Annotated in this window: 24 protein-coding genes; 13 read left to right on the top strand and 11 right to left on the bottom strand. The window is 56.5% G+C overall.

Annotation, left to right across the window (positions count from 1 at the left end):
* Positions 1–276 precede the first annotated feature (276 nt).
* Positions 277–432 (bottom strand): DUF3309 family protein, encoded by a 156-nt coding sequence (locus tag ACWGXE_RS11490; protein ID WP_447597907.1) that lies wholly within the window; start codon positions 430–432, stop codon positions 277–279.
* Positions 433–629: 197 nt separating this feature from the next.
* On the opposite strand from ACWGXE_RS11490, the gene ACWGXE_RS11485 reads away from it, so the two are divergent.
* Positions 630–797 (top strand): hypothetical protein, encoded by a 168-nt coding sequence (locus ACWGXE_RS11485; protein ID WP_447597906.1) that lies wholly within the window; start codon positions 630–632, stop codon positions 795–797.
* Positions 798–913: 116 nt separating this feature from the next.
* Here ACWGXE_RS11485 and ACWGXE_RS11480 read toward each other — a convergent pair whose 3' ends face one another.
* The 3 genes from ACWGXE_RS11480 to ACWGXE_RS11470 form a co-directional block, all read right to left on the bottom strand.
* The gene (locus ACWGXE_RS11480; RefSeq protein ID WP_447597905.1) at positions 914–2656 is read right to left on the bottom strand and encodes a lipoxygenase family protein; all 1743 of its coding nucleotides are present in this window, start codon (positions 2654–2656) and stop codon (positions 914–916) included.
* Between the two features lie 437 nt (positions 2657–3093).
* Positions 3094–3255, bottom strand: a complete 162-nt coding sequence (locus tag ACWGXE_RS11475; protein ID WP_447597904.1) for a hypothetical protein — start codon at positions 3253–3255, stop codon at positions 3094–3096.
* A 25-nt stretch (positions 3256–3280) separates the two neighbouring features.
* A complete protein-coding gene (locus tag ACWGXE_RS11470) occupies positions 3281–3967 on the bottom strand; it encodes a hypothetical protein (RefSeq protein WP_447597903.1) in 687 nt (228 codons plus the stop codon).
* A 584-nt stretch (positions 3968–4551) separates the two neighbouring features.
* On the opposite strand from ACWGXE_RS11470, the gene ACWGXE_RS11465 reads away from it, so the two are divergent.
* Positions 4552–4914 (top strand): hypothetical protein, encoded by a 363-nt coding sequence (locus ACWGXE_RS11465; RefSeq protein ID WP_447597902.1) that lies wholly within the window; start codon positions 4552–4554, stop codon positions 4912–4914.
* A 21-nt stretch (positions 4915–4935) separates the two neighbouring features.
* Positions 4936–6000 carry a zinc-binding dehydrogenase gene (locus ACWGXE_RS11460; protein ID WP_447603711.1) on the top strand — a complete coding sequence of 355 codons (1065 nt, stop codon included), beginning with the start codon at positions 4936–4938 and terminating at the stop codon, positions 5998–6000.
* Positions 6001–6021: 21 nt separating this feature from the next.
* Here the strand turns inward: ACWGXE_RS11460 and ACWGXE_RS11455 are convergent, their stop codons facing one another.
* Positions 6022–6927, bottom strand: a complete 906-nt coding sequence (locus ACWGXE_RS11455) for a DUF72 domain-containing protein (RefSeq protein ID WP_447597901.1) — start codon at positions 6925–6927, stop codon at positions 6022–6024.
* Between the two features lie 60 nt (positions 6928–6987).
* Between ACWGXE_RS11455 and ACWGXE_RS11450 the strand changes: the two genes are divergently transcribed.
* From ACWGXE_RS11450 to ACWGXE_RS11435, 4 genes are read left to right on the top strand one after another with little or no spacing between them, the layout of a single operon-like run.
* Complete coding sequence (locus ACWGXE_RS11450; protein ID WP_447597900.1) at positions 6988–7713, top strand: A/G-specific adenine glycosylase; 726 nt, start codon at positions 6988–6990, stop codon at positions 7711–7713.
* Positions 7691–8110, top strand: a complete 420-nt coding sequence (locus ACWGXE_RS11445) for a (deoxy)nucleoside triphosphate pyrophosphohydrolase (RefSeq protein WP_447597899.1) — start codon at positions 7691–7693, stop codon at positions 8108–8110. Before ACWGXE_RS11450 ends, ACWGXE_RS11445 begins: the two co-directional genes overlap by 23 nt.
* Positions 8111–8143: 33 nt before the next feature.
* Positions 8144–8692 carry an N-acetyltransferase family protein gene (locus tag ACWGXE_RS11440; protein ID WP_447597898.1) on the top strand — a complete coding sequence of 183 codons (549 nt, stop codon included), beginning with the start codon at positions 8144–8146 and terminating at the stop codon, positions 8690–8692.
* A 4-nt stretch (positions 8693–8696) separates the two neighbouring features.
* A complete protein-coding gene (locus ACWGXE_RS11435; RefSeq protein WP_447597897.1) occupies positions 8697–9410 on the top strand; it encodes a 3'-5' exonuclease in 714 nt (237 codons plus the stop codon).
* A 27-nt stretch (positions 9411–9437) separates the two neighbouring features.
* On the opposite strand, the gene ACWGXE_RS11430 is transcribed toward ACWGXE_RS11435, so the two are convergent.
* The 4 genes from ACWGXE_RS11430 to mtaB all read right to left on the bottom strand — a co-directional run bounded on the left by ACWGXE_RS11430 (position 9438) and on the right by mtaB (position 13716).
* A complete protein-coding gene (locus ACWGXE_RS11430; RefSeq protein WP_447597896.1) occupies positions 9438–10424 on the bottom strand; it encodes a hypothetical protein in 987 nt (328 codons plus the stop codon).
* Positions 10425–10491: 67 nt separating this feature from the next.
* Positions 10492–10623 (bottom strand): hypothetical protein, encoded by a 132-nt coding sequence (locus tag ACWGXE_RS11425; protein ID WP_447597895.1) that lies wholly within the window; start codon positions 10621–10623, stop codon positions 10492–10494.
* 409 nt (positions 10624–11032) lie between these two features.
* On the bottom strand, positions 11033–12370 hold the full coding sequence (miaB, locus tag ACWGXE_RS11420; RefSeq protein WP_447597894.1) for a tRNA (N6-isopentenyl adenosine(37)-C2)-methylthiotransferase MiaB: 1338 nt from the start codon (positions 12368–12370) through the stop codon (positions 11033–11035).
* Positions 12367–13716, bottom strand: a complete 1350-nt coding sequence (gene mtaB, locus ACWGXE_RS11415; protein ID WP_447597893.1) for a tRNA (N(6)-L-threonylcarbamoyladenosine(37)-C(2))-methylthiotransferase MtaB — start codon at positions 13714–13716, stop codon at positions 12367–12369. The genes miaB and mtaB overlap by 4 nt, the downstream gene beginning before the upstream one ends.
* 207 nt (positions 13717–13923) lie before the next feature.
* Here mtaB and ACWGXE_RS11410 point away from each other — a divergent pair, with 207 nt between their 5' ends.
* From ACWGXE_RS11410 to ACWGXE_RS11395, 4 genes are all read left to right on the top strand, one after another.
* Positions 13924–14328: a hypothetical protein gene (locus ACWGXE_RS11410; protein WP_447597892.1), complete on the top strand. Its 405-nt coding sequence runs from the start codon at positions 13924–13926 to the stop codon at positions 14326–14328.
* A gap of 127 nt (positions 14329–14455) precedes the next feature.
* Positions 14456–15715, top strand: a complete 1260-nt coding sequence (locus ACWGXE_RS11405) for an AmpG family muropeptide MFS transporter (RefSeq protein ID WP_447597891.1) — start codon at positions 14456–14458, stop codon at positions 15713–15715.
* Positions 15716–15839: 124 nt separating this feature from the next.
* Positions 15840–16211: a DUF4359 domain-containing protein gene (locus tag ACWGXE_RS11400; protein ID WP_447597890.1), complete on the top strand. Its 372-nt coding sequence runs from the start codon at positions 15840–15842 to the stop codon at positions 16209–16211.
* Positions 16212–16468: 257 nt separating this feature from the next.
* Positions 16469–20014, top strand: coding sequence for a vitamin B12-dependent ribonucleotide reductase (locus ACWGXE_RS11395; protein WP_447597889.1), 3546 nt, complete (start codon positions 16469–16471; stop codon positions 20012–20014).
* 210 nt (positions 20015–20224) lie between these two features.
* Here ACWGXE_RS11395 and ACWGXE_RS11390 read toward each other — a convergent pair whose 3' ends face one another.
* Together ACWGXE_RS11390 and ACWGXE_RS11385 are read right to left on the bottom strand one after the other, a co-directional pair.
* A complete protein-coding gene (locus ACWGXE_RS11390; protein WP_447597888.1) occupies positions 20225–20491 on the bottom strand; it encodes a hypothetical protein in 267 nt (88 codons plus the stop codon).
* A 169-nt stretch (positions 20492–20660) separates the two neighbouring features.
* The gene (locus ACWGXE_RS11385) at positions 20661–20939 is read right to left on the bottom strand and encodes a hypothetical protein (protein ID WP_447597887.1); all 279 of its coding nucleotides are present in this window, start codon (positions 20937–20939) and stop codon (positions 20661–20663) included.
* A 720-nt stretch (positions 20940–21659) separates the two neighbouring features.
* Between ACWGXE_RS11385 and ACWGXE_RS11380 the strand changes: the two genes are divergently transcribed.
* Together ACWGXE_RS11380 and ACWGXE_RS11375 are read left to right on the top strand one after the other, a co-directional pair.
* Positions 21660–21995, top strand: coding sequence for a cupin domain-containing protein (locus ACWGXE_RS11380; protein ID WP_447597886.1), 336 nt, complete (start codon positions 21660–21662; stop codon positions 21993–21995).
* Positions 21996–22006: 11 nt separating this feature from the next.
* Complete coding sequence (locus ACWGXE_RS11375; RefSeq protein WP_447597885.1) at positions 22007–22420, top strand: hypothetical protein; 414 nt, start codon at positions 22007–22009, stop codon at positions 22418–22420.
* Positions 22421–22422 lie beyond the last annotated feature (2 nt).

Below are 22422 nucleotides of genomic sequence, written 5' to 3'. Positions count from 1 at the left end.
CGCTTTGACTTTGTCACCTACCACGACCTTATCTAGCTTGGTGCTTTTGTCCACGTGTACTCTCACCTTTTCGCCGTCTGTGTTCTCTATGACGTAATACTCTCCATCCATCTTCGTTAATGTGCCTTCACGGCATCCTTCGTCAGCCGCTCCCCCATAGATGGTTTAGCCTCTTTCTCCTTCATCGGATCGGCAGCCTGTAGTGACGTAGCATTGAAACTATTCCTATAAAGTTGCGCATAGTTTTCCTCCACTTGTTAGGTGCATCGCACATAGTTATCCCAGCCTTCCAGTCAGTACAAGCAGGACGATCACGACTAAGAGAACTCCGACGAGCCCACTCGGATAGTAACCCCAGCCACGACTATAGGGCCAAGTCGGCAGCGCCCCGACAAGCGCCAGTACCAAAATTAACAATAGGATTGTACTCATCGTCTACCTCCCCGGTTCTGCGACGTTGTCATCATGACGGTATACCTAGGATAACTTACTATTGTTATCCGGCTACTAGGAATAGCCCTTGGCTGATGAGATATGCAGGTCTAACAGGCCGGGGCCACAAAGCGCGTCCAAACTCTAACCGGGAAAGCGCATCGGAACGCACTATTTCTGTTGCGTCGAGTTGGCCAATGAGCAGGTTACGTGATTATCAACCTTCCATCATCTCGGCCATGATCCAACAAACGCTCGAAGACGGCGCGCGATTCGGTCTTCGCATTGAGTATTCCCATATGGCGGTCATCCTGGGCACGGGTGGCGGGATCAAGGAGGTGGAGTCTCCCCGGCAGGACTCTTAATCAGCGGGCCATGTCCGCTGATGTCTTAGGGTCTCGAAAATCAGTGCCAAAGCACTGAAGGCCGGCAGCCAAGACAATAATTTGAAAAGTGTGCGGCGGCTCTCAGACCGCCCCCTTCAGACGCTGGTGCTGTTCGGGATATTCTCCGGAAGGAAGTAAGGATAAGCGAGCAAGCCCTCCAGTCCTGACCGTTGCTGGTTTCTGGCGACGATCGTTTCACGTACTACGGTGACGAGTTGTTGGCGATACTTTTCGACGATATCCGTCGATCCATCTCGGCTGTCCAGGGTGTAATCAAGCAACTGGTCGTAATGAAAACCCGCCAATGAGTAGCTCGCCTGGACCTGGACCTCTGTCTGCGCTTGGGGGGCCATCATCTCGAGCAACATCTTCTCGCTCACGTCGCCTTGAACGGGCGGTGTATACGTGGCGCCGACGGCATTCGGAATGAAGGTCGTGAAGTCCACCTGAGGGAAGTTCACCGCGGCATGCTGAGGGCCCGCCGTCCAGATGATTCGCTGGACGATCTGAGACAACTGTTCACGAGTTGTAATCGACTTTGGGAATCCCCGTACGATTCCTGCGGCAGAATCGAGATCGCCGGACAATTGCTTGGCCCAATTCTGAAGCTCATAGTCCGCGGCGACATCCTCGTCGCTCAAGTAGTAGATGCTCAGATAGTCCTTCACATAATTGCCAAGGCAATCCCAAATCAGTTGGCCGTCGTCGCGGTACGGATAGTAAGGCAGCTTTTGAGGGTCGTCCACACCGCGCTTTCTCAGGTTCTCCAGGAAATCCATGTCATCAAAGGTCCAGTCTTTATATGCGTTCTCGATGAGCTGAAAGGAGCCGCTGACGCCGCCCTCCAGGATCTGCTGGATAATTCCGGTGGAGTTGATCAAGGTCAGCACGCCAGCTTGATTGATCACAAGCAAGGCAGCGAAATGGTGCTGCAGCAGGCAGTACAGGGGGTGCTGCCAGGCCAATCGACGGTGCATCGCTACGGCAAAGGCTTCCTCGATCAGATGAGTGAAACAAAGATGATTGAGGACTTGATTGAGATTCAGGTCAGCCGATTGGAGGAAGGTCTTGGCCATGAGCCATTGATATTGCTTGCCGGGGTTTTTGCTTTCCGAGGCCAGGTAGACTGGACTATCGGGACTCTGGCCGAGTTGAATGGCCAGTGGCAAAAGTCCTGGGAAATTATCGGTCTTCACGAACAAGGCGAGGGGAGCCATGAGCGGTTTGCCCTTCTGCCAACCCGGCGCCGTCTCACTGGCCACTGCTGCCTGCAGCGGCGCGAAGTCCGTCACAAAAAGTCTGTTTTGTTGAATCGCTTGTTGGATGGTGGCAGTTGGGCCGAGCAGTGGTTGAATGGCCTGATCATTGATCGCTGCCGATAGTTTGAGAGAAAGCTGCGCCCAGCCCATGCCCGCCGATCCGTCACTTGTCACGAGATTCAGCGCCATTGGATTAAGACCGGCCATCCGCTGCGACGCGAAGATTCTGTCATCCTGCCACGTGTCTATGATATCCGGCGCCTCGAAGATGGTGAAGACCTTGGCGTAGTCAGCAAAACTGGAGAAGCCCGGCGAGCCGCCGGTTTCCAGTTTCCAAATTCCCAAATCGGCAAAGGTTTTCGCCTGATTGATGCCCTGCCCCTCGATCCAGCCGACCAGGTCGGGCAGTTGCACAATTGCAGCCCTGGCTGCGGCCATTGGCATGGGGAGCCCTGTCGCATTGCTGTATTCATAGACCTTGCGGGAACTGAACAATTGCGCTTCGCGCTCCGCTCGCTCGAAGGGGTTGTCTTTTTGTGGCAGTGAGGGTGATGGAATGCCGGCTGCTTTTTCTGTCATAAAATTCTCCTTGTCGACAAGCTATCGGCCCGATTACTGCGCAGTTCTCGTTGCCTGGCTTATATCAAAATCTATGGGTTTGCGGCTATTCCTTAGTGCAGCATTTGGAGGCGGCCAATTCCGATTTATCGGGTGCGCTTCTACTTTGGCAGAACTGTGGATACGAGGATACACGATGATCCAATGATGAGCTAAGCCATCACAAATCCTTTTCTTTTGCTGGTGATTGCTCTTGCTGACTGCTCTGAGGTTGATCTTCGACGGGACTCTTACTCAGCGGGCCGAAGTATCTCAGGAGGTTGAGTCGCAGATAGGGGATCCTGTACTGACGACAGCAATCTTCCTACGCCTCGTATCGGTGAAAAGATACGGGCCTGTACCGAATCGGATACAGGCCTGTATCGCTTTGGATACGGATCGAGGCTACTCGTCATCCCTTAGCGGTGGACCTTTGCCTGCGCTTTCATCTTTTCCCCGAGCGCCTCGTAACGCGACGTGCGAGTCACACCGCGCAGCTTCGGAAGACCGGAAAGCGCCGGCGCAGCACTCCGCTTCTTGTAGTTGGCCTTGTAGTCGTCGAGGATGGAAGCCAGCTTCAATTCATCCCTCTTTGGCTTTGGATGCTCATGTTGCTCCGCGCGCTGCGCGAGTGCCCTCACCGGCGACGACTGCTGGCCGATCACTTGCTCCCACTCGTTGGTTTGGAGATTGAAAAACGCGATATGGCTTCCTTTGGTCACGCCGAACGATGGTACGCCCACTCCCAAAAAATCGTTCCGGGATCCGATCTGTTCTCCAACCGTAAAGTAGATTTGTCAAGAAGTTGGATACGTCGATGCCGTCGATTTTATAGCTCATGCGCTCCACCGCATCACAAACCTCGTAGGCGTGCAGCACTATGTTTTGCGGATCTTTCGGATGGGGACCAGGAATGAGGATGTTGACCGTCGGGTCCAGGATCAATTCCAACACCTCGTGTGACAACGTGGTTGTCCAGTCGTTGGGGTCCAAGACAAAGACGAATCCGACCGGAATATCGCGCGTGTTAAGATCGTGATAGCCCAACGCGCCCGGCAAGGTCGACTCGTCAAGCAAATACACCACGCTGTCGGCTGCTATCTTTTCTTCCTTCAAGGTGTTGTCATCGGCTTGCTCGAAGCCTGCTGCAATGTACTTCAGCGTGCGCCGATACCCCCAAATGGGCATAAAATCTTCCATGATCTGCCGGTTCATCACGCGGACCGCGTCCTGCACATCGGCATCCTTCAATTTCGAAGTAAATTTGATCACCGCACATGATGGTAGAGCCATGACAGACCTCCTTGGGTGAGATGGCTCTCAAATTCGGGCTCCTCATGCAGTTGCTCCCGTCTTGGACGTGACCACAACGATAGAGGACGCAGCCCCGGCCATTGTGCAGAGCATGGCCGAAAGTAATCATTGGCGGATGACAGAATTATGGGTCGCCGATACGCCCACGATATGAAATGACGTTCCCGCTCCTCTTTCGCTCTCGACGCTCACCTGTCCACCGTAAGCGTCGACCGCATCTTTATCGGAAAGGCCGTCGAACCATTAACGGACTTCTGTGAGATGTGACTCAATCGACAGTCCGGTTCTGAATCCATAGCGGTTTGAAGGAGCGAGCTTCGTGGTATGTGTCTATGGGGCGGTAAAAAGCGCCCGCTTCCCGATCCCACTTGCCCAGTAGACGCAGCCGAGGAGACGTCTTGTTGCCCGTAACCCAGCCTGGCTGAAGTGTGGGAAGGGATCCGGCACAGACCATTGCTCTGTCACGGTCGATTCTATGTGGGATCACGCGGATCGTACTGTTCTCGATTGCCAGATCCTTCCCCGCTGCGTATGATCGAATCTGAGATAGGATGATGCGCTGGATGAAGCAAGCCTCTATGCGGCGGGCGGTGGGCGGTTGCGTGATCTGCCTGGTGCTCGGTTGCGCGTCCGGCAAGGATCCTGGTGTCAAGGGACCCTATAACACCTGGGATGACGTCATCAACCGGTGGCTCGGCAAGCCGGTCCCGGATCTATACCTGGAGCTGGGGCCGCCCAATCTCCATCCCCATGATGTGGAAGACGGAATGACCGAGATGGTTTGGGACTTTGGTATTGACCGCATGCCGGGCCAGGCCGATGAATACGGGTTGCTGCCGATGTACGGCTTTGAGAACTGCCATCTCTACTTCTTCGCCGATCAGGAAGGAATCGTGCGATCCGGAAAACGAGTCGGCTGCGAATGAAGGACCGCGGCTGAAGGAGGAATCATGAAGATGCGAGCGACCGTATTCCATGCTCCGAACGATATTCGCGTGGAGGAAGTTGAACGGCCTCGTGCCTCGTTCGGCGAGGCGGTGATCCGGATTACGCTGACGACTATCTGCGGGACCGACCTGCATATCCTGAAAGGCGAGTATCCGGTGAAGCCCGGATTAATCATCGGTCATGAACCGGTCGGCGTGGTTCATGAGCTGGGCCCCGGCGTGACGGGGTATACCGTGGGCGACCGGGTCTTGGTCGGCGCTATCACGCCCTGCGGGCAATGTCGCGCGTGCCTCTCGGGACACTGGGCTCAGTGCGGGCATGGATCCGGGTATGAAGCGATGGGAGGATGGCGGTTCGGCAATACCATCCACGGGGCACAGGCGGAGTTTCTCCTGGTGCCTTTCGCTCAGGCCAATCTCGCCAAGATCCCGGATGAGCTGAGCGACGGACAAGTGCTGTTGTTGGCCGATATCGCCTCCACCGGTTTCAGTGGAGCGGAAGCCGGAGAGGTTCGCATCGGCGATGCGGTCGTCGTGTTTGCGCAAGGCCCGATCGGACTCTGTGCCACCGCCGGGGCGAAGCTGCGAGGTGCGGCCTTGATTATTGCGGTGGAGGGGGATGAGCGGCGTCTCACAATGGCCCGGCAGATGGGTGCCGATGTCGCGCTGGATTATCGAGAGAACGATGTCGTGGCCGAAGTGAAACGGTTGACGGGCGGGGGAGTCGACGTGGCGATTGAGGCACTCGGCGTGCAAGAGACCTTTGAAAATGCCTTGCGCTGCTTGCGGCCAGGAGGAGTGCTCTCCAGCCTTGGAGTCTATTCCGGAAAACTTCAGATGCCCTATGAAGCATTTGCGGCCGGCTTGGGCGACCATCGGATCGTCACGACTCTCTGTCCCGGCGGCAAGGATCGCATGCGACGCCTCATGGAGATCGTGCGGCGCGGCAGGGTGGATCTGACGCCGTTGCTCACCCATCGGATCTCACTCAATGAAATCAAAGAAGGATATCAATTGTTCGGCGAACGCCGCGATGGAGTTCTCAAAGTTGCGGTGAAACCGTAGAGGCCCGGGGAAACTGTCCGGTTATTCTACTTCGGGCTGCGATCCGGCCAGCCTGGCGTAGAGCGCTTTGACCGTGTCCGGCGCATTCCCCTCCGAACGATTATTGACCAGCACATAAGCGCGCCGCTGATCCGCGACGGCTCTCTTCACCAAAGTCACCGTTTGCCGGCGCATGTCGGGCAGAGGATGCACGAGCTTATCGTACGGTTGATAGGCCTTGACCGCATCATGGTACTTTTTATCAAGAGGCGTGAGAAGCCGCATCAGGACAAAGGGAGCCGTGAAGGTTTCTCCAAGCTTAGTGTGCTGCTGTTCGGGAGACGGCATGCCGTAAAGATGGGTATAGACGTGGCTCACGCCGTGCGTCTTCAGGATGGAATGATAGTCCGCGCTCAGGACGGCGGGATTACGAACTTCGACCGCATAGTCGAATGTCGTCGGAACTTGGGCGAGAAATCGGTCGAGCCGCGGCAAAAACTCTTTCGCTCCGATCCCGGTCCGCTGAAATTCCAGAATGAAGGGGCCTGTGTGCTCTTCGAATGCTTCGGCGAAGGGAGCCAGCACCTGCTCTATGAAATAGCCTGCATCCAGAAAATGAGGATTCGCTCCGGATTTTTTCGCATACCGCAAGCCTGACGGGTACGCCGGTACGGTGATTTCTTCCCACACCTTTGCGCAGGCCTTGAATCCCGCCGGCAGCAAGCTCGCGTAATGGGCCAGTTGCCGGGCTGAGGGCGGCCCATAGAATGAATGGTCAATGCCGACCGTGCGAAACAATTTCTGTCCGGCGAATTCGTAGTCGGCATATTCAGCCAGACAGTCCTGTTTGAACCGGCTCTTGGGATAAGCTTTGTTGTAAACCTGCCCCTTCCAGCCTTCATAGGTCCAAGTCGAGGTGCCTAAAAATATTAATGGAGAGAGCGCCATCTGCGAGGTTTACTTTCTACCGGCCGACCTCATAAAATGCCACCACAAAACGAGTGCTTCATGCCCGCCAAATCTCGTCTCAGGAAAGCTGTTCGACGCGCCAAGCGGAAGGCCGCAATCTTCTCCATTGAACCTTCTCACAAGCGGCGTTTTCAGCAGCGGCTGCTCAAATGGTACCGGGAAAACGGCCGGGATCTTCCCTGGCGAAACACCTCCAATCCGTATCACATTCTTGTCTCGGAGGTCATGCTGCAACAAACGCAAGTGGACCGCGTCATTCCGAAATATCATGAGTTTCTCGACCGCTATCCCGGCTTCACCGAGCTGGCCGCGGCGCCGGTCGAAGACGTGCGAAAGACCTGGTATCCCCTTGGCTATAATATCAGGCCCGAGCGCCTGCACAGCATTGCGTGCGAGACGGTGACGCGATACGGTGGCGCCTTGCCGAAAGAGCCGGAGCAATTATTGTCGTTCAAAGGTATCGGTCGTTACACGGCGGGCGCAATCCGCTCCTTTGCCTTTCGCGAAGCGGCGCCTATTTTGGATACCAATGTGATGCGCGTGCTTCACCGAGTGTTCGTCGGCGAAGGGCAGCCCAAGAGCCAAAAGACTTTATTGTGGAAGTTATCAGAGGATCTCATCCCGCGAGGCAAGTGCTACGATTTCAACCAGGCGATCATGGATTTCGGTGCGATGATGTGCACGGCCCGCGATCCCTATTGCCTGCTCTGTCCTATGAAGACAGTCTGCAAGACCTATCCGTATGATGGCCGGCACCGCGGATGAACCGATTGAACCTGATGTCCTGTTGGTCGCGGCTGCGATCATCGCGCGCGAGGGCCGATATTTGATCGCCCGGCGCAAGCCGGGCACGCATCTCGGCGGGTTCTGGGAATTCCCCGGGGGGAAATGCGAGTCGGGGGAATCGCTCGAAGCCTGCCTCGCTCGTGAACTGCGCGAGGAGCTGGACGTCACGATCTCCACGCCTGTTCCCTTCCGGACCATTCGCCATGCCTATGCGGATAACACCATCGAGCTCCATTTTTTTCAATGTTCAATTCAGGCCGGCGAGCCCGAGGCTCGCGACTGCGCCGAGATCCGATGGGTGAACCCCGAGGAATTCTCACTATACCGGTTTCCTCCCGCAGATGACGAGATTCTGCTTGCGTTGCGGCAGGTGTAGATTGTCGCCGATAGCTGGATAAGGACCCCCGCGGTGCCGCTTCCTGAAAATGCGGTCCTCAAGGACGGAATGCCGGTTCAGCTTCGCCAGGTGAGCCCGCCGGATTTTTCGGGCCTCCGATCCCTTTATGACGTGATTGTCGAAGAAGGCGCGTCCTACCCACACGATCGTGCCCTGAGCGAACAAGAATTTCTCGACTATTGGGTTACGGGAAAATTCACCGTCGTGGCCGGCCCTCAAACCTGCTATAAGGATGAGCAAGATGTTCCGATCGCCGGCGCGTTCTATCTCAAACCGAACTGGCCCGGGCGAGCCGGCCATGTCGCGAACGCCGGATTCATCGTCGCTCCCTCCTGGAGGAGGCACGGCCTGGGCCGGCTCTTGGGGACGACGATGTTGGATTGCGCCAAAGAGCAGGGCTATCGGAGCGTCATTTTTAATCTCGTATTTGCCGAGAATCAGCCCGCCCGATCGCTCTGGCGGCAATTAGGCTTTGAAGAAATCGCGCGCCTGCCCTCCGTGATTCGCAGGGACGATGGTTTTTATCAGGACGCGCTCATCATGTTCCGTTCGTTGATGTGATGATATGAAGATCGTCCTCGACATTGAAACCGTTCAACCGTCTCGCGAAGAATGGGCCCGCCTGACCGGGAAGCCGGCAGCCGGTGAGTTGCTTTCCTCGGACGAGTGCATGGATCTCTTTTCTGCGAGTGCGGCGGATGAGCAACGGCGGGCCGATGACGAACTGTATGCCAAATGCGCATTCGACGGCACCTATAGCCGCATCGTCTGCATCGGCATCATCGAATTATCCGACAGCCTCGAACCCCGCGGATCCTACGCCTGGTACGGCGGAAATGAGCGGGAATTGCTCAGACTCTTTTGGGCCCATCTTGGCCGGAATCGGCCTGGATTGTTCATCACGCATAACGGGTTGAGTTTCGACCTGCCGTTTATCAGGAAGCGATCGGTCATCCAGCAAATCAAGCCCAGTGTAGACATCAATCTGGCCAAGTTTCGGACCGAACCGGTTTACGATACGATGGCGGTCTGGAGCAATTGGGACAATCGGGGTTGGGTCAAGCTCGATGTGCTGGCGCGCGCGCTGAACGTGGAAACCAAATCCGGAAGCGGAGAGCAAGTCGCGGCGATGTGGGAACAGGGGCAGGGGAGGGAAATCGGACTCTATTGTCTTCAGGACACCTACGTCACCTATGCCTGTTATTGCCGTATGAATTTTCGGCAACCGCTCTCGCGCGAAATCGTGTTGTTGAACCAGGAATTGATCGATGTGGGGTAGATGGGAGCTCGTTGAGCGGGAGACATTTCAGCGAATGACCACTTCGGCCGTACCTCGTTTTTCACGCTTGGTGGAGGTGGGCTTGGTCTTCACCTGGCGGAGTTCTTTGTCCTTGGCTTCCAATTGCTGGCGCATCGATTCCAAATCACGCCGTAATTGATCGATCTTGGCATCTTTGCGGGCGATAGCCCGCTGCGCTTCCTTCAGTTCCTGCTCTTTCAGGCTCGTGATCTCCGTTTCCTGAACCGCCGCCATGTCGGAGGTCTTCACATCATCAGGGGAAGCGCCGGCCATCAGCATCGGCCGGGGCATCTCGGACGTTCTCATATCTGATCGCGCGATGGTTGCGGGCCGTGCCGGCGCCGGCTCGACTTTTTTGTTCAGGACATCAAAATCAATCGCGAGCGTCATCAGACCGCGCTGTCCCAACGCGATCGTCGGATCGGCTTTCTGTGCATGGCCGGCGGCTGCCGGGACAAAGCTAACCGCCCGCACGGCCCCCTGAGTCGTGACGGAAGAGTCCTCCTTCGCAAGAGTTCCTTGGTGGGCCGTCAACGTGACGTGGAGAAGGTCATCTTTGACATAGAGAGTGCCCGCGGTGGGTTCAGAGCCTGACCCTGCCGATGAGGATAGACGAAAAGCAACCACATACTCTGGTTGCGCTTGCGACAATGCGTGGGCCAGCAGGGGAGCAAGATGCGCTACATCCTCATCGCTGAATACTTTCATCGGCTTGGCGCCATCCGCGGAACCGGTATACGAGGGAGAACGATCACTGACATAAACTCCGTGAAGGACTTGCTTGATCATCGCTTGGTCGATCGTGGCCGGATGCGCCGCTTCGAAAGACCAATCGGCTACTTCTTCATAATAGACGGTGGATTGCGGGGCTCTGGGCTGAGGGCGGACGGGTGAGGAGCCGACCGAACAGCCTTGGCTCAGCAGGGGCTGACAGAGGAAAATGAAGACGATGAGATAGCGAGCCCGGCTGAATATCGAGGACAGTCGGCACATGACGGTTCCTCCGGAAGGAATCAATAGAAGCGGCAGGAGGCGGCCCGGCGCCAGCGCGTTCCGCGCTCTACCAGATACCGAGCCCCATCATCACGACGCCAATGGCAAGCCAGCCGAATACTCCGACGGCGATCATAGTCTCGAGGCTGATTCCTTTGTCTTGTGGCTGCACCTGCGTTTGCGCCTGGTCTTTTTTCATGGAGGCCTCAGCGGATCGAAAGGTTAGCGGCTCTTTGAAATGGTTGTCGCAGGCAGGCGTTGAAGCAAGCTTTATGCCTTTATGCTGTGAGTCTTGTGAAGACAATTGGAGAGGGCCTGGACGAGGAATTCAGCGTTCCGCATCCATAGAAGGAAGGTGCATAAAAAGAAGAGGAAACGGTCACAAGTTATCAGATTTCGTTTACTTTTTACATTCTGGATCGCGCGGCGTCAAGGGAAATACGGGGGGACCATCCGTTCGCATACTGTGTCTCCAACTGTGCCAGGATGGGCACCGACAATGAGCTGCGCTGTCGGAAAACTGACAGGAATTGTCAGATCTGAACAAAGTTGTCCGTACAGGTCGGCCCCACTGCGGGATGGAGGAAGTCACTGCTTGGTGGAACGGCTTAGCCGGTTTTCCCGAACAGCGTGGTGGCAGAGGCCCGTTCGATCGGGACGGAAACGATCGAACCGGCGCAGTGCGGTTCATCCGATTTTTGCCAGACGACCGTGATATTGGAATCGGTCCGTCCCATCCATTGATCCCGCGATCGCTTCGAATCGCCTTCAACGAGCGCCTCAACAGTGCAGCCGACCAACTGTTGATTCAGTTCGGCTGAAATGCGTTTCTGCAAGTCGACCAATCGCGTGACTCGATCCGATTTGACGGCCGCCGGCACATCGTCGAGATATTTCCTGGCCGCGATCGTGTTCTTTCGCTCCGAATAGGCGAAGATAAATGCCGAGTGAAATCCGATTTCCTGAACCGCCCGGTAGGTGTCCAGGAATTCCTGCTCGGTTTCGGAACAAAACCCGCAAATGAGGTCGGTCGAAAGGGCGATGCCGTTGTGTCGCCCGCGGATGTCTTCCACGAGAGCCAAGAACTCGCGCCTGCTGTAGGTTCGGTTCATCAATTCCAGAATGCGATCGTTTCCGGACTGGAGCGGCAGGTGAATATGTTTGCAGATTTTGGGATGTCCGGCGACCGCGTCCAACAGAGCCGGCGGGAAATCCTTGGGATGCGGCGATGTAAATCGCACTCGTTCCACTCCCGGCACGTCGGCCACTGCGGTGATGAGCCGGGCGAAATCCCAGGCATCGAACCGGTACGAATTCACATTTTGTCCCAGCAACGTGATTTGTTTGAAACCGCAGGCGACCGCGGATTCGGCTTCCCGGACGATACCTTGAGGGTCGCGCGATCGTTCCCGGCCGCGCGTGTAGGGCACGACGCAGAAGCTGCAAAAATTGTCACAGCCGCGCATGATCGCGATCCAGGCGTTGACGCCATTTCCGCGCTCCGGAAGGATATTGTCGTACGTCTCGTACTCGGAAAGATCGACGGCGAGGCGCTTGCTCAGAGCCGCTTCTTCGGAGGCGAGCGCCCGATTGATCAAGGCCGGAAGCTGCCGATAGCTGTCGGGGCCGGCCAGCACATCGACCAGCGGCTCTTTCTCGGTGAGTTCCTCCTTGAGGTTTTGAGCCATGCAGCCCAACACGCCGACGACAAGTGGTCGCTGTTTTTTGAGTGATTTCAATTCGGCCAGGTGTCCATAGACTTTATTGTGCGCGTTCTCCCGGATCGCGCAGGTATTCATGAGAAGCACATCGGCGCGCTCCCGATCGGTGGTGAACTCGAACCCGGCGCCTTTCATCAAGGAACGGACGAGTTCCGTGTCGTATTCGTTCATCTGGCAGCCGAACGTTTCGATGTGGACTGCGTGAGGACGGCCTGGCTGATTCATAAAAGAGGTACCTTTGATGGATGATGAGACGCGGGAACGAGGCGCCCCAAGGCCATGCCCTCGGTCGCGCCTGTAATCGTGACGTCGCGCAAGGCGCCGGCGAGATCATCCTGGCTCGCTACGCCGACCCGCATAAAGTGCTCGGTCAAGCCCAGCCTGAAACCGTCCCGTTCTCCTTGCTCGAAGAGCACGGACATGGTCCTGCCGATGTGCCGCTCGTGCTGTGCAAGCGTCTTCATCCGAGACAGCTTCGCCAGGGCGCGGCTTCTGCGCCTGATGGTCGAGCCCGGCACGGATTGTCGCATCTTGGCCGCCGCAGTGCCGGGCCTTCGCGAATAGCTGAAGACATGACAATAGGCGAAGGGCAGGTCACGCGCCGCCTGGATCGTACGGTCGAACTGCTCGTCGCTTTCTCCTGGAAACCCCACCATGAGATCGGTTCCCAAACCGAGATCGGGCATCAATCCGCAGGCGGTATCGATGAGATCAATATATTCCCGGAGGGTGTAGTTACGATTCATCGCGTCAAGGATCCGATCATCGCCGCTTTGAAGGGGGATATGCAAATAGCGGCAGAGCTTGGGAGACGCAGCCATGTATTCAAGGAGGTCGCGGCCGACGGTCGTGGGTTCGATCGAGGAGATTCTGATCCGAGCGATTCCATCGACGGCCTCAAGGCGCCGAAGCAGATCAATGAAACTCCTATTTCGATAGTCATACCGTCCGATATTGACCCCGGTCAGCACCAACTCCTTATAGCCCCGGGCCGCCAGCAATTCCGCTTCGCGCACCACGTCGTCCATCATCCGGCTTCGCTCGTGGCCGCGCGCGAACGGAATAATACAAAAGCTGCACATGACATCGCAGCCGTCCTGTATTTTCAGCAGCGCACGGGTCGAGTCGGAATAGGCTGCGCCCGGCAGCGTAAACTCTTCGCGAGCAATCGTTCTTGTATGGTGTACCTCCGCCAGAGGCAATTTCCGCAGCGACCCGGAGGCAGGCAGATACGTCGGCAGATCCAGCTTGAACTGATTTCCCAGCAGCAAGTCGATTCCTGGCACCCGGCGCAACGCCTCGCTTCCTGTCTGCGCATAGCATCCAGTTACCGCCACGAACGCGTGGGGTGAATGCCGCAGCGTCTTGCGGACCGCGTAACGACAATCTTTTTCGGCATTCTCGGTGACGGAACAGGTATTGAGCACGAGCAGATCCGTCGATTGGCCAAATGGAACGATGTCGTAGCCCTGGCGCGTCAATACGTCGCCCAGTACGGCAGTCTCGGCTTGATTCAGACGGCAGCCCAATGTGTGGAGGCTGGCGCGAGGTTTCGTGCTGTGCTGCGACATGGAAACCGCGATTATAGGTGACCGATTCCACGATGAGCAAGCGGTCTCATCATCGTCCGCAGACTCGAATGAGACGCCGTGATGATGATGATCCATCGTCGCGCGTTCTGCTTCAACGCGTGAAGATCAACATGAGCCGGCGCCGGACCTTTGCATTGATGAATTCAAGATGCTAGAGTACGCGATGAGCAGACTGAGAGGTGACTCATGAGATGGTTCTTTGCTCTAACCCTCGCAGGCCTACTGACGATCATGTCCTTCCCCGCTGATACGTCCTCCCGAGAAGTGCTTCCGGTCGAACCGGATCTCAATACGCGGATCGATGAGCTGTATGACCATGAGGCGCGTCTCTTCATCATGTTGTATTCATTGAAGGGCGATGGGACAATCGATTACATCACCGGCCGTCTGGTTCAGGAATATGCCCGCAGCAACTACGGCAACCCGGTCTATTACACCGAGGAAAATCCGCTCTTTTATTGGTGGAACCATACGATGTGGAATGATCCGGAGCAGGACGGCGTGAACGGGAATGAAAAGGTCTACCAGGAGAATATCGAGTTCGACATCGCCCGATACAAACCTTGCCTCTTCAACGGCCAGCCCTGCTGATCCCATCCGGTCATGCCGTATGATCGCATGATCCCCGCGTTTCGTTTGTCGATTCTACTGCCGCTCTCTTGCCCGCCGGTGGTATGCTGCCCTGCGTGAACGATTGTCCGATCGAGATCATGCATCAATGAACGCCGTCACAATCCGTTCGCTCCTGACTCCGCGCCTCGGCGTGATGTTGCCGCTGGGTTTTGCGTCCGGTCTCCCGCTCGCGCTGACCGGTGGGACACTGCAGGCCTGGTTGACGATGGCGAATGTGGAATTGGCGACGATTGGACTCTTCGCCTATGTCGGACTGCCTTATACGCTCAAATTCATGTGGGCGCCTGTCATGGATCGGTGGGTGCCGCCATGGCTGGGTCGGCGGCGCGGATGGATGATCGTCACGCAGCTTGGGTTGGCCGGCTTCCTCACCGCCATGGCTCTCACCGGGCCGACCGCCATGCCTCATGTGTTCGCGGCGATCGCCCTGGGCGTGGCCTTTGTGTCCGCCTCGCAGGACATCGTGTTCGATGCCTATCGGACGGATGTCCTGAAGCCGGATGAGCGGGGATTGGGCGTGGCCACTTGGGTGATGGGGTATCGCCTTGCCATGATCATGTCGGGATCGGTGGCTCTGGTGCTGGCCGATCAAGTGGGCTGGTCGATAACCTATCTCTGCATGGCCGCGCTGATGGTGTTGGGAACTGTGACTATTTTCATAAGTCCTGAACCGGCCGGGGCACAACAGGGTCCCAAAACCATGCAAGAGGCGGTGGTGGGACCGCTGAAGGAATTTTTTGCCAGACCGATGGCGCTCGCGCTCCTCGGGTTGATCGTGCTCTACAAGCTGGGCGATGCGTTCGCCGGGGCCCTGACCACGCCGTTCTTGATTCGCGGATTGGAGTTTTCCTCGACGGATGTGGGGGTTATTAGGGCCTTCGGCCTTGGATCGACGATTCTCGGCGCCTTTATCGGCGGCATGCTGATGCCGCGTCTGGGTCTGTTCCGCTCACTTCTGGTATTCGGCGTGCTTCAAGCTCTATCGAACCTCTCCTTTCTCGTGCTGTTCTGGGTTGGAAAGAATTATGCGGCCATGGCATTCGCGGTGGGGTTTGAAAACCTCACGGGCGGCATGGGAACCGCCGCGTTCGTGTCGCTGGTCATGTCGCTGTGCGATCATCGCTATACGGCCACACAATTTGCGCTCCTGTCCTCCGTCGAGTCGGTCGGGCGGGTGTTTCTTGGATGGCCGGCGGCGAAACTGGTGGGGTCGGTGGGATGGGGAATGTTCTTCCTCGTGACGTTTCTTTCAGCTCTGCCGGGACTCTGGCTCTTGTGGCATCTCCGGAAGCCGGTCGAGGAAAAAACCAGTCCTCATGGGGCCGGCGCCGAGGCATTGGCCTGAGCGGACTCATCCTCTTTATTTGACGGTCGTCGCCGGAACGGGACAAGCGCCAGCATGAGTCCCTCCTGATGGTGCGACTTGACGGATTGCCGTGCGCAACCGGCGTAAGCTAAAGAGGCGCGGAATGGTAGTGACTTCTTGGCACCTGGGAATCATTGTCGCTGTACTGCTCGTCGCGATTGGACTGGCGGTGACGAATCCGACCACGGAAGAGTATCTGCATTTCATCGAACTCAAGCTGGCGGCCGCGCTTGATCGCATGGACCAACCGGAGGCGGAGAAGGCCATGATCCGCGCCGTTTTCCAGTCCCAGAAGAAACAGCTCGTTGATGGCATCGTCCGCTCCTCCACGCAGCGAGAGAATTGGGGACTCTGGAGTATGTACCGAACAAAAATTCTGGACCAGGAGGTGGTCGTGGTCGGTGTGGCGACGTGGTTTGTCCCGTTGCACGGCGTCGAAGAGGCAACGCTCAAGATAGGCCGCCTGGCATTCTAGGGAAACGCTGTAGGGAAGGTTGCCGAGACCAATCAGTGCTCCTCTGTGGATAACTCCCTCGATACCGGCCTGAAACGAGCACCGGTCGCGGGGATTCGGTTATCACCAGGTTGTCCCCGCCATTCACAGTCAAGCCCACAACATTTTGTTTGACAATATTTTTTAATAGCTATATGTAGTAGCTCGCAATGCCGAAGCGAAGAAATTTGAATCAGGGACTCCACCTTCTCGCACAGCCGTTATCGTAAGGAGGGAACGTGAGAATAGAAAGACGATTTACGAAGCGTGGCCGCACTCCATACGAGGACCTGGCGTTCGTCAAACGATCCTCGGAGATCAGAAATCCAGATGGATCGACGGTTTTCAAGCTGACCGATATCGATATTCCCGAGTCATGGTCTCAGCTGGCCATCGATATCCTGGCGCAAAAGTATTTTAGGAAGGCAGGGGTTCCACAAGTCAACGCCGATGGAAGCCCGGTGGTCGGGGCGGACGGCAAGCAAGTGCTTGGATGCGAGAGGGACGCCCGGCAAGTCTTCGAACGCTTGGCCGGTTGTTGGACCTATTGGGGAAAGTCCTACAACTATTTCAAAACTCCTGAAGACGCCGCCGCCTTCCACGATGAACTCTGCTACATGCTTGCGCATCAAATGGCCGCGCCGAATTCGCCCCAGTGGTTCAATACCGGGCTGCATTACGCCTATGGGCTGACCGGCCCGGCACAAGGCCATTACTATGTCGATCCCGATAGCAAGACGGTGGTGAAAGCGACCAACGCCTTCGAACACCCCCAACCTCACGCGTGTTTCATCCAATCGATCGAAGACGATCTGGTCAACGAGAACGGCATCATGGATCTCTGGGTCCGCGAGGCGCGGCTGTTCAAGTACGGATCGGGCACGGGGACGAACTTTTCCCGCCTGCGGGGAGACGGCGAACCTCTGTCCGGCGGAGGCCGGTCGTCCGGGCTCATGTCCTTCTTGAAAATCGGCGATCGGGCCGCCGGGGCCATCAAATCGGGCGGCACCACCAGGCGCGCCGCCAAGATGGTCTGTCTCGATCTGGATCATCCGGACATCGAGGAATTCATTGAGTGGAAGGTCGTGGAGGAGCAGAAGGTCGCCGCCATGGTGACCGGCTCCAAGATCTGTGCGCAACGGCTGAATGCGGTGCTCAAAGCCTGTTTCGAGACGGACGGCGAAGGCAGGACGAAGATCGATCTGGATATGAAGAAAAATAGCGCCTTACGGGAGGCCATCGTCGCGGCGCGCCGTGATGCGACGCCGGAAGCCTATATCCAGCGGATGTTTGATTTCGCCAGGCAGGGTTACACCCATTTCGTCTTCCATGAATATGATACGAACTGGGACGGCAAGGCCTACCAAACGGTCTCCGGCCAGAACTCCAACAACAGCGTGCGCATTCCAAACGAATTTTTCCAGGCCCTCGAACAGGATGGTGACTGGCAGCTCAAACGCCGGATCGACGGAAAAGTCTCCAAGACGGTCAAGGCGCGGGACCTCTGGGATAAGATTGCCTGGGCGGCCTGGATTTGCGCCGATCCAGGAACTCAGTACGATACGACGATCAACGAATGGCATACCTGTCCGGAAGACGGCCGGATCAATGCGTCGAATCCCTGCTCGGAATATATGTTCTTGGACGACACCGCTTGCAATCTCGCATCGCTGAACCTCGCCAAGTTCTATACGGAGAGCGGGGAGTTCGACTTGGAAAGCTTCCGCCATGCCGTGCGCCTGTGGACCATCGTCCTGGAAATCAGCGTTCTCATGGCGTCATTTCCGAGCAAGGCCATTGCGCAGAAGAGTTATGAATATCGGACGCTCGGATTGGGCTACGCCAATCTCGGCACGATTCTCATGCGCCAGGGTATTCCGTATGACTCACCGCAGGCCTTGGCCTTGTGTGGGGCGCTGACGGCCTTGATGACCGGCGAATCCTATGCGACGTCCGCTGAAATGGCCGCCGAACTCGGTCCGTTTCCAGGGTACCAACGGAACCGCGAACATATGCTGCGGGTCATTCGCAATCACCGGCATGCTTCTTACCATGCTTCATCGAGCGAATACGAAGGACTGACTGTCCATCCGACCGGCATCCAACCCGAGCACTGTCCTCCCCAGTTGCTGATCGCGGCACGGCGGTCATGGGATCGAGCCTTGGAGCTGGGCACGGCCTACGGCTTCAGGAATGCGCAAGTCACGGTGATCGCTCCGACCGGCACGATCGGGCTGGTGATGGATTGCGATACGACCGGTATCGAGCCGGATTTTGCGCTCGTGAAATTCAAGAAGCTGGCGGGCGGCGGCTATTTCAAGATCATCAATCAAAGCCTGCCGCCGGCCCTGACCACGTTGGGCTACACGGAAACGCAGATCCGGGACATCGTCGCCTACTGCGCCGGCCACCAGACGCTGAAAGGCGCGCCGTTCATCAACCACGAGACCTTGCGACAGAAGGGATTCGACGACGCGGCGCTGGAGCGGTTGGAAAGCGCCCTGGGACAAGCCTTCGAGATTCAGTTTGCGTTCAATAAATTTACTTTGGGCGAGGACTTCTGCCGCCAGAAACTTGGGCTGACCGAAACGCAATTGGCCGATCCAACCTTTAACATGGCCAAGGCCTTAGGTTTCACCCAGGAAGAACTCGTGAGCGCCAACGATTACTGCTGTGGAACCATGACGATCGAGGGAGCGCCGCATTTGAAGCCCGAGCATTTGCCGGTCTTTGATTGCGCCAATCGCTGCGGGCGGTTCGGACAGCGGTTCATTGCCGTCGAGGCCCATATCAGGATGATGGCGGCGGCGCAGCCCTTTATCAGCGGCGCAATCAGCAAAACGATCAACATGCCGGCCGACGCCACCCTCGATGACGTGAAATCTGCCTATCTGCTGGCCTGGCGGTGCATGGTCAAGGCGGTGGCGCTTTATCGCGACGGCTCTAAGCTGAGTCAGCCGCTGAATGCTTCGACGGACAGCGGCAAGACGGTGGAAGCCGCATCGCCGATCATGGCGGCGGCGGAGCGGGTGGCGGAAAAGGTGCTGGTGCGGTACCTGGCGAAGCGGCGGCCGCTGCCGGCTCGCAGGAATGGATACACGCAAAAGGCCATCATTGGGGGGCACAAGCTGTACTTGCGGACCGGCGAATACGAGGATGGGACGCTCGGCGAAATCTTCCTCGATATGCATAAGGAAGGAGCCGCGTTTCGCAGCCTGATGAACAATTTCGCCATCGCGATTTCACTTGGCCTCCAACATGGCGTGCCCCTCGAAGAGTTTGTCGAGGCCTTCGTCTTCACGCGGTTCGAGCCTAATGGTCCCGTCAAGCTCAATGAACGGATCAAAATGGCGACCTCGATCATCGACTACATCTTCCGGGAACTCGCCATTACCTATTTGGAGCGGAAAGACCTGTCGCAGGTGCAGGAAGAAGATTTGCGAATGGATTCCATGAAGAAGGATGAGCAGGACCCGGAATGTGTCGCCGAAGAAGCCGACATGACGGCGCTGCGCAAATCGTCGATCATGACGGAACATCTGCCTGCGAGAAAGAACGGACTTCATGGAAACGGACATGGATCCGGCAACGGCACCGTCGCGCATCGCCTGGAGCTCAAGCGGGAGCGAGAGACCTTGACTGTGACATCGGTTCATAAGGAGGCCATTCTCAAAGGGTATGAGGGGGATCCCTGTCCGAATGCCAACTGCAAACAATTTACCTTGGTCCGAAACGGGACCTGTCTGAAATGTATGACCTGTGGAGAAACCAGCGGCTGTTCGTGACGGAGAGAAAAAAGGTGTGGACAGGAGTTGTGAAAGCCCGACTATCAAACCATATGCTCAGCTGGACTTATGAGTGAGGCTTGAGATGGTCTCCGGTTATGGCAAGCTATTCCCGTACGCCACCGGGTGGGTCGGTAAAGCGTGTGGCTCGTAAGAAGTGATCCCATGTCGTGACTCGACCGTTTTCCAAATATACCCGAAAGTCGGCCGTTATACAGGCGTCACGCCCAATTGGTGGGTATAACCAGACTTGTACCGGTCTTCCTTGAAATTCGATGTCCTTTTTACAGACCGGAGGTCCCAGGGAAGGTACACCTGATTTTCCGTCATTCCCCGCATGATACTTTCCTTGGCAATGACTCGTCGCACATGTTCGGAATAGGAGGGATATTCCGTCTCGAACAACCGTTGACGTTCCAGGTCACATCCCATCAACCCTGTAGCCAGTACGAAGAGTGCACCTACCAGTCGGAGCATCGGAATAGATTTCCTAGGCCGTCGTCCTAGTCTACTCTTCCGTGTCGCAGGCGGCTATTTGAATTTCTCGCAAGCGAGATGTAAACGGGTCATCCCGCTTGTAGAAAGCGAAGAATCAGCTGCAAGAGTTCGCAATGTTCGTGGGGCTAGTGGCAATGACCGCGATGGGTTAGGCAGCGTTCCGAGGCTGTATCACTTGAGTCCTTTCCTCTTCCGCCCAGAGGGCCTGGCCCGGCTCAAAGGTGTGCTCTGTCGTCGAAATAACAAATCCGAAGCGCCTCGGATGGCGAAGGGTGAGGCGCCCCTCCCGGCTCAACCGGTCCACCGTGCCGAACATCTCGTTCCACGTATACTGAGGCAGCGAGCCGAGCAGGTCCTCAAAAGAACACTCGGACATTCGATAAAGGTGTCGGTAAATGGCCATTTCGAGATGATGAGATCTATCCATGATATCTCCTATGTACGAATAGGCTCGCGTATCGGAAGTTATCTGCGCGGATCGGCATGATAAGTCGCTGCCTTGGATCTGTACGACTCTGAGTTGAGAAATTCAAATAGAAATGCGGTGAATTACAAAATCTGTCGTGTGCGCTATGAGGCGGATTGTAGAGGGCGAAGGCCGGTTGGCCTATAGCCCATCATGCCAATTTCGGTGTCGTATTTTATGGCGTCGTTTTGTCGACGGGTATGTTAGACCGCAATAGGTAATGGTAGACGGCGGAAGAGCTACCACCGCTAGCTAGGGCCGGATAGCCGGGATGCCGCGAATGTGGAGCACTGTACTCGCCCGTTACATAACGGGTCTCTGCTTCGTAACGCATCCGCGTTTCACCGGAGCGGAACCCAATGCGTCCTAGACGCAAAGATCGAACAGCCTATCGGCGAACCAGTCTGCGTGGTCAGCAAACGCTCCACCGCACTATCAATCACTGGTTGCTCAAAGTTGATCGGTGATATGGAACTGAACATCGCATGCGATGGACTAGCCCGATATTGACATCGCGGTGGGCTGACTATATACAGGGTCAAAGTTCTGTCCATAATAATCCGACGAACGCACACTGCAGTAAGAACAAAATCATAGGAGTACCGGCTTCAGTGGGTATGCGATCGTGGTCTTTTCCAGAGAAGAAAGAGTAGCCACCGGCGCCCCAAAATTTCGGGCCCCATGTCGGGGAATAGAAACACGACAATCGATCGAGCACAGATTGAACTGAACTGGCGGCAGCGCGGGTTTTCTTGCGGCCTGTGGGTTGATCCACCCGGTCAAGTATGGGAGGATTACGTCCATCAAACCGATGAACTGGTCATGCTGGTTGAAGGCACGCTTGAACTGGAGTTCGAAGGGCGCCGGTTCCGTCCCGAGGTCGGCGAAGAAGTGTTGATTCCCGCCTTGACCCGCCATACGGTGGAAAACGTGGGAGAGGGTACGGCTCGGTGGTTGTACGGGTATAAACGGTCGCCGCCCGAGCGGGCTACGCAGCGGCCAATGGAAATTCGATAAGGGGGATTCTCATGCCGACGACAACCCAATTTGTGATCAGCGAGCAAAGCAAGCCCGGTGTTCTAGCTCAGGTGGCGGCGGTGCTCGGCGGAGCGGGGGTGAACATCAAGGCATTCCTGGCGCCTGAAGTCACCACGGGAAAAGGAAAATTGCGCCTGATCGTGGCGGATCCGGACAATGCCAGAACTGCGCTTAGAAAGGCCAAAATCAAATTCCGGGAGGAAACGGCGCTCATCTTGAGCCTCGAAAATAAACCGGGGGCTCTCAAGCAGGTGGCTGATTCCCTAACTAAAGCACGGATCAATGTGAAGAGCGGCTACTGCACTCCCTCGCGGGAAGGAAAGCGGGCGATCGTCGTGCTGACCGTTTCGAACACTTCAAAGGCGCTGCTCGTGTTGCGGAATCAGTCTCTCGATGAATTCTGAAG

Source organism: Nitrospira sp. Nam80 (assembly GCF_965152575.1).
The sequence above is the reverse complement of the archived record's forward strand: the minus strand, read 5'-3'. Positions and strand labels throughout refer to the sequence as shown.

Bases quoted from the DNA above. Each gene is read 5' to 3' on its own strand.
- ACWGXE_RS11490 (WP_447597907.1), bottom strand. From the start codon at position 432: ATGAGTACAATCCTATTGTTAATTTTGGTACTGGCGCTTGTCGGGGCG.
- ACWGXE_RS11485 (WP_447597906.1), top strand. From the start codon at position 630: ATGAGCAGGTTACGTGATTATCAACCTTCCATCATCTCGGCCATGATC.
- ACWGXE_RS11480 (WP_447597905.1), bottom strand. From the start codon at position 2,656: ATGACAGAAAAAGCAGCCGGCATTCCATCACCCTCACTGCCACAAAAA.
- ACWGXE_RS11470 (WP_447597903.1), bottom strand. From the start codon at position 3,967: ATGGCTCTACCATCATGTGCGGTGATCAAATTTACTTCGAAATTGAAG.
- ACWGXE_RS11465 (WP_447597902.1), top strand. From the start codon at position 4,552: ATGAAGCAAGCCTCTATGCGGCGGGCGGTGGGCGGTTGCGTGATCTGC.
- ACWGXE_RS11455 (WP_447597901.1), bottom strand. From the start codon at position 6,927: ATGGCGCTCTCTCCATTAATATTTTTAGGCACCTCGACTTGGACCTAT.
- ACWGXE_RS11450 (WP_447597900.1), top strand. From the start codon at position 6,988: ATGCCCGCCAAATCTCGTCTCAGGAAAGCTGTTCGACGCGCCAAGCGG.
- ACWGXE_RS11445 (WP_447597899.1), top strand. From the start codon at position 7,691: ATGATGGCCGGCACCGCGGATGAACCGATTGAACCTGATGTCCTGTTG.
- ACWGXE_RS11435 (WP_447597897.1), top strand. From the start codon at position 8,697: ATGAAGATCGTCCTCGACATTGAAACCGTTCAACCGTCTCGCGAAGAA.
- ACWGXE_RS11430 (WP_447597896.1), bottom strand. From the start codon at position 10,424: ATGTGCCGACTGTCCTCGATATTCAGCCGGGCTCGCTATCTCATCGTC.
- ACWGXE_RS11425 (WP_447597895.1), bottom strand. From the start codon at position 10,623: ATGAAAAAAGACCAGGCGCAAACGCAGGTGCAGCCACAAGACAAAGGA.
- miaB (WP_447597894.1), bottom strand. From the start codon at position 12,370: ATGAATCAGCCAGGCCGTCCTCACGCAGTCCACATCGAAACGTTCGGC.
- mtaB (WP_447597893.1), bottom strand. From the start codon at position 13,716: ATGTCGCAGCACAGCACGAAACCTCGCGCCAGCCTCCACACATTGGGC.
- ACWGXE_RS11410 (WP_447597892.1), top strand. From the start codon at position 13,924: ATGAGATGGTTCTTTGCTCTAACCCTCGCAGGCCTACTGACGATCATG.
- ACWGXE_RS11405 (WP_447597891.1), top strand. From the start codon at position 14,456: ATGAACGCCGTCACAATCCGTTCGCTCCTGACTCCGCGCCTCGGCGTG.
- ACWGXE_RS11400 (WP_447597890.1), top strand. From the start codon at position 15,840: ATGGTAGTGACTTCTTGGCACCTGGGAATCATTGTCGCTGTACTGCTC.
- ACWGXE_RS11390 (WP_447597888.1), bottom strand. From the start codon at position 20,491: ATGCTCCGACTGGTAGGTGCACTCTTCGTACTGGCTACAGGGTTGATG.
- ACWGXE_RS11385 (WP_447597887.1), bottom strand. From the start codon at position 20,939: ATGGATAGATCTCATCATCTCGAAATGGCCATTTACCGACACCTTTAT.
- ACWGXE_RS11380 (WP_447597886.1), top strand. From the start codon at position 21,660: ATGTCGGGGAATAGAAACACGACAATCGATCGAGCACAGATTGAACTG.
- ACWGXE_RS11375 (WP_447597885.1), top strand. From the start codon at position 22,007: ATGCCGACGACAACCCAATTTGTGATCAGCGAGCAAAGCAAGCCCGGT.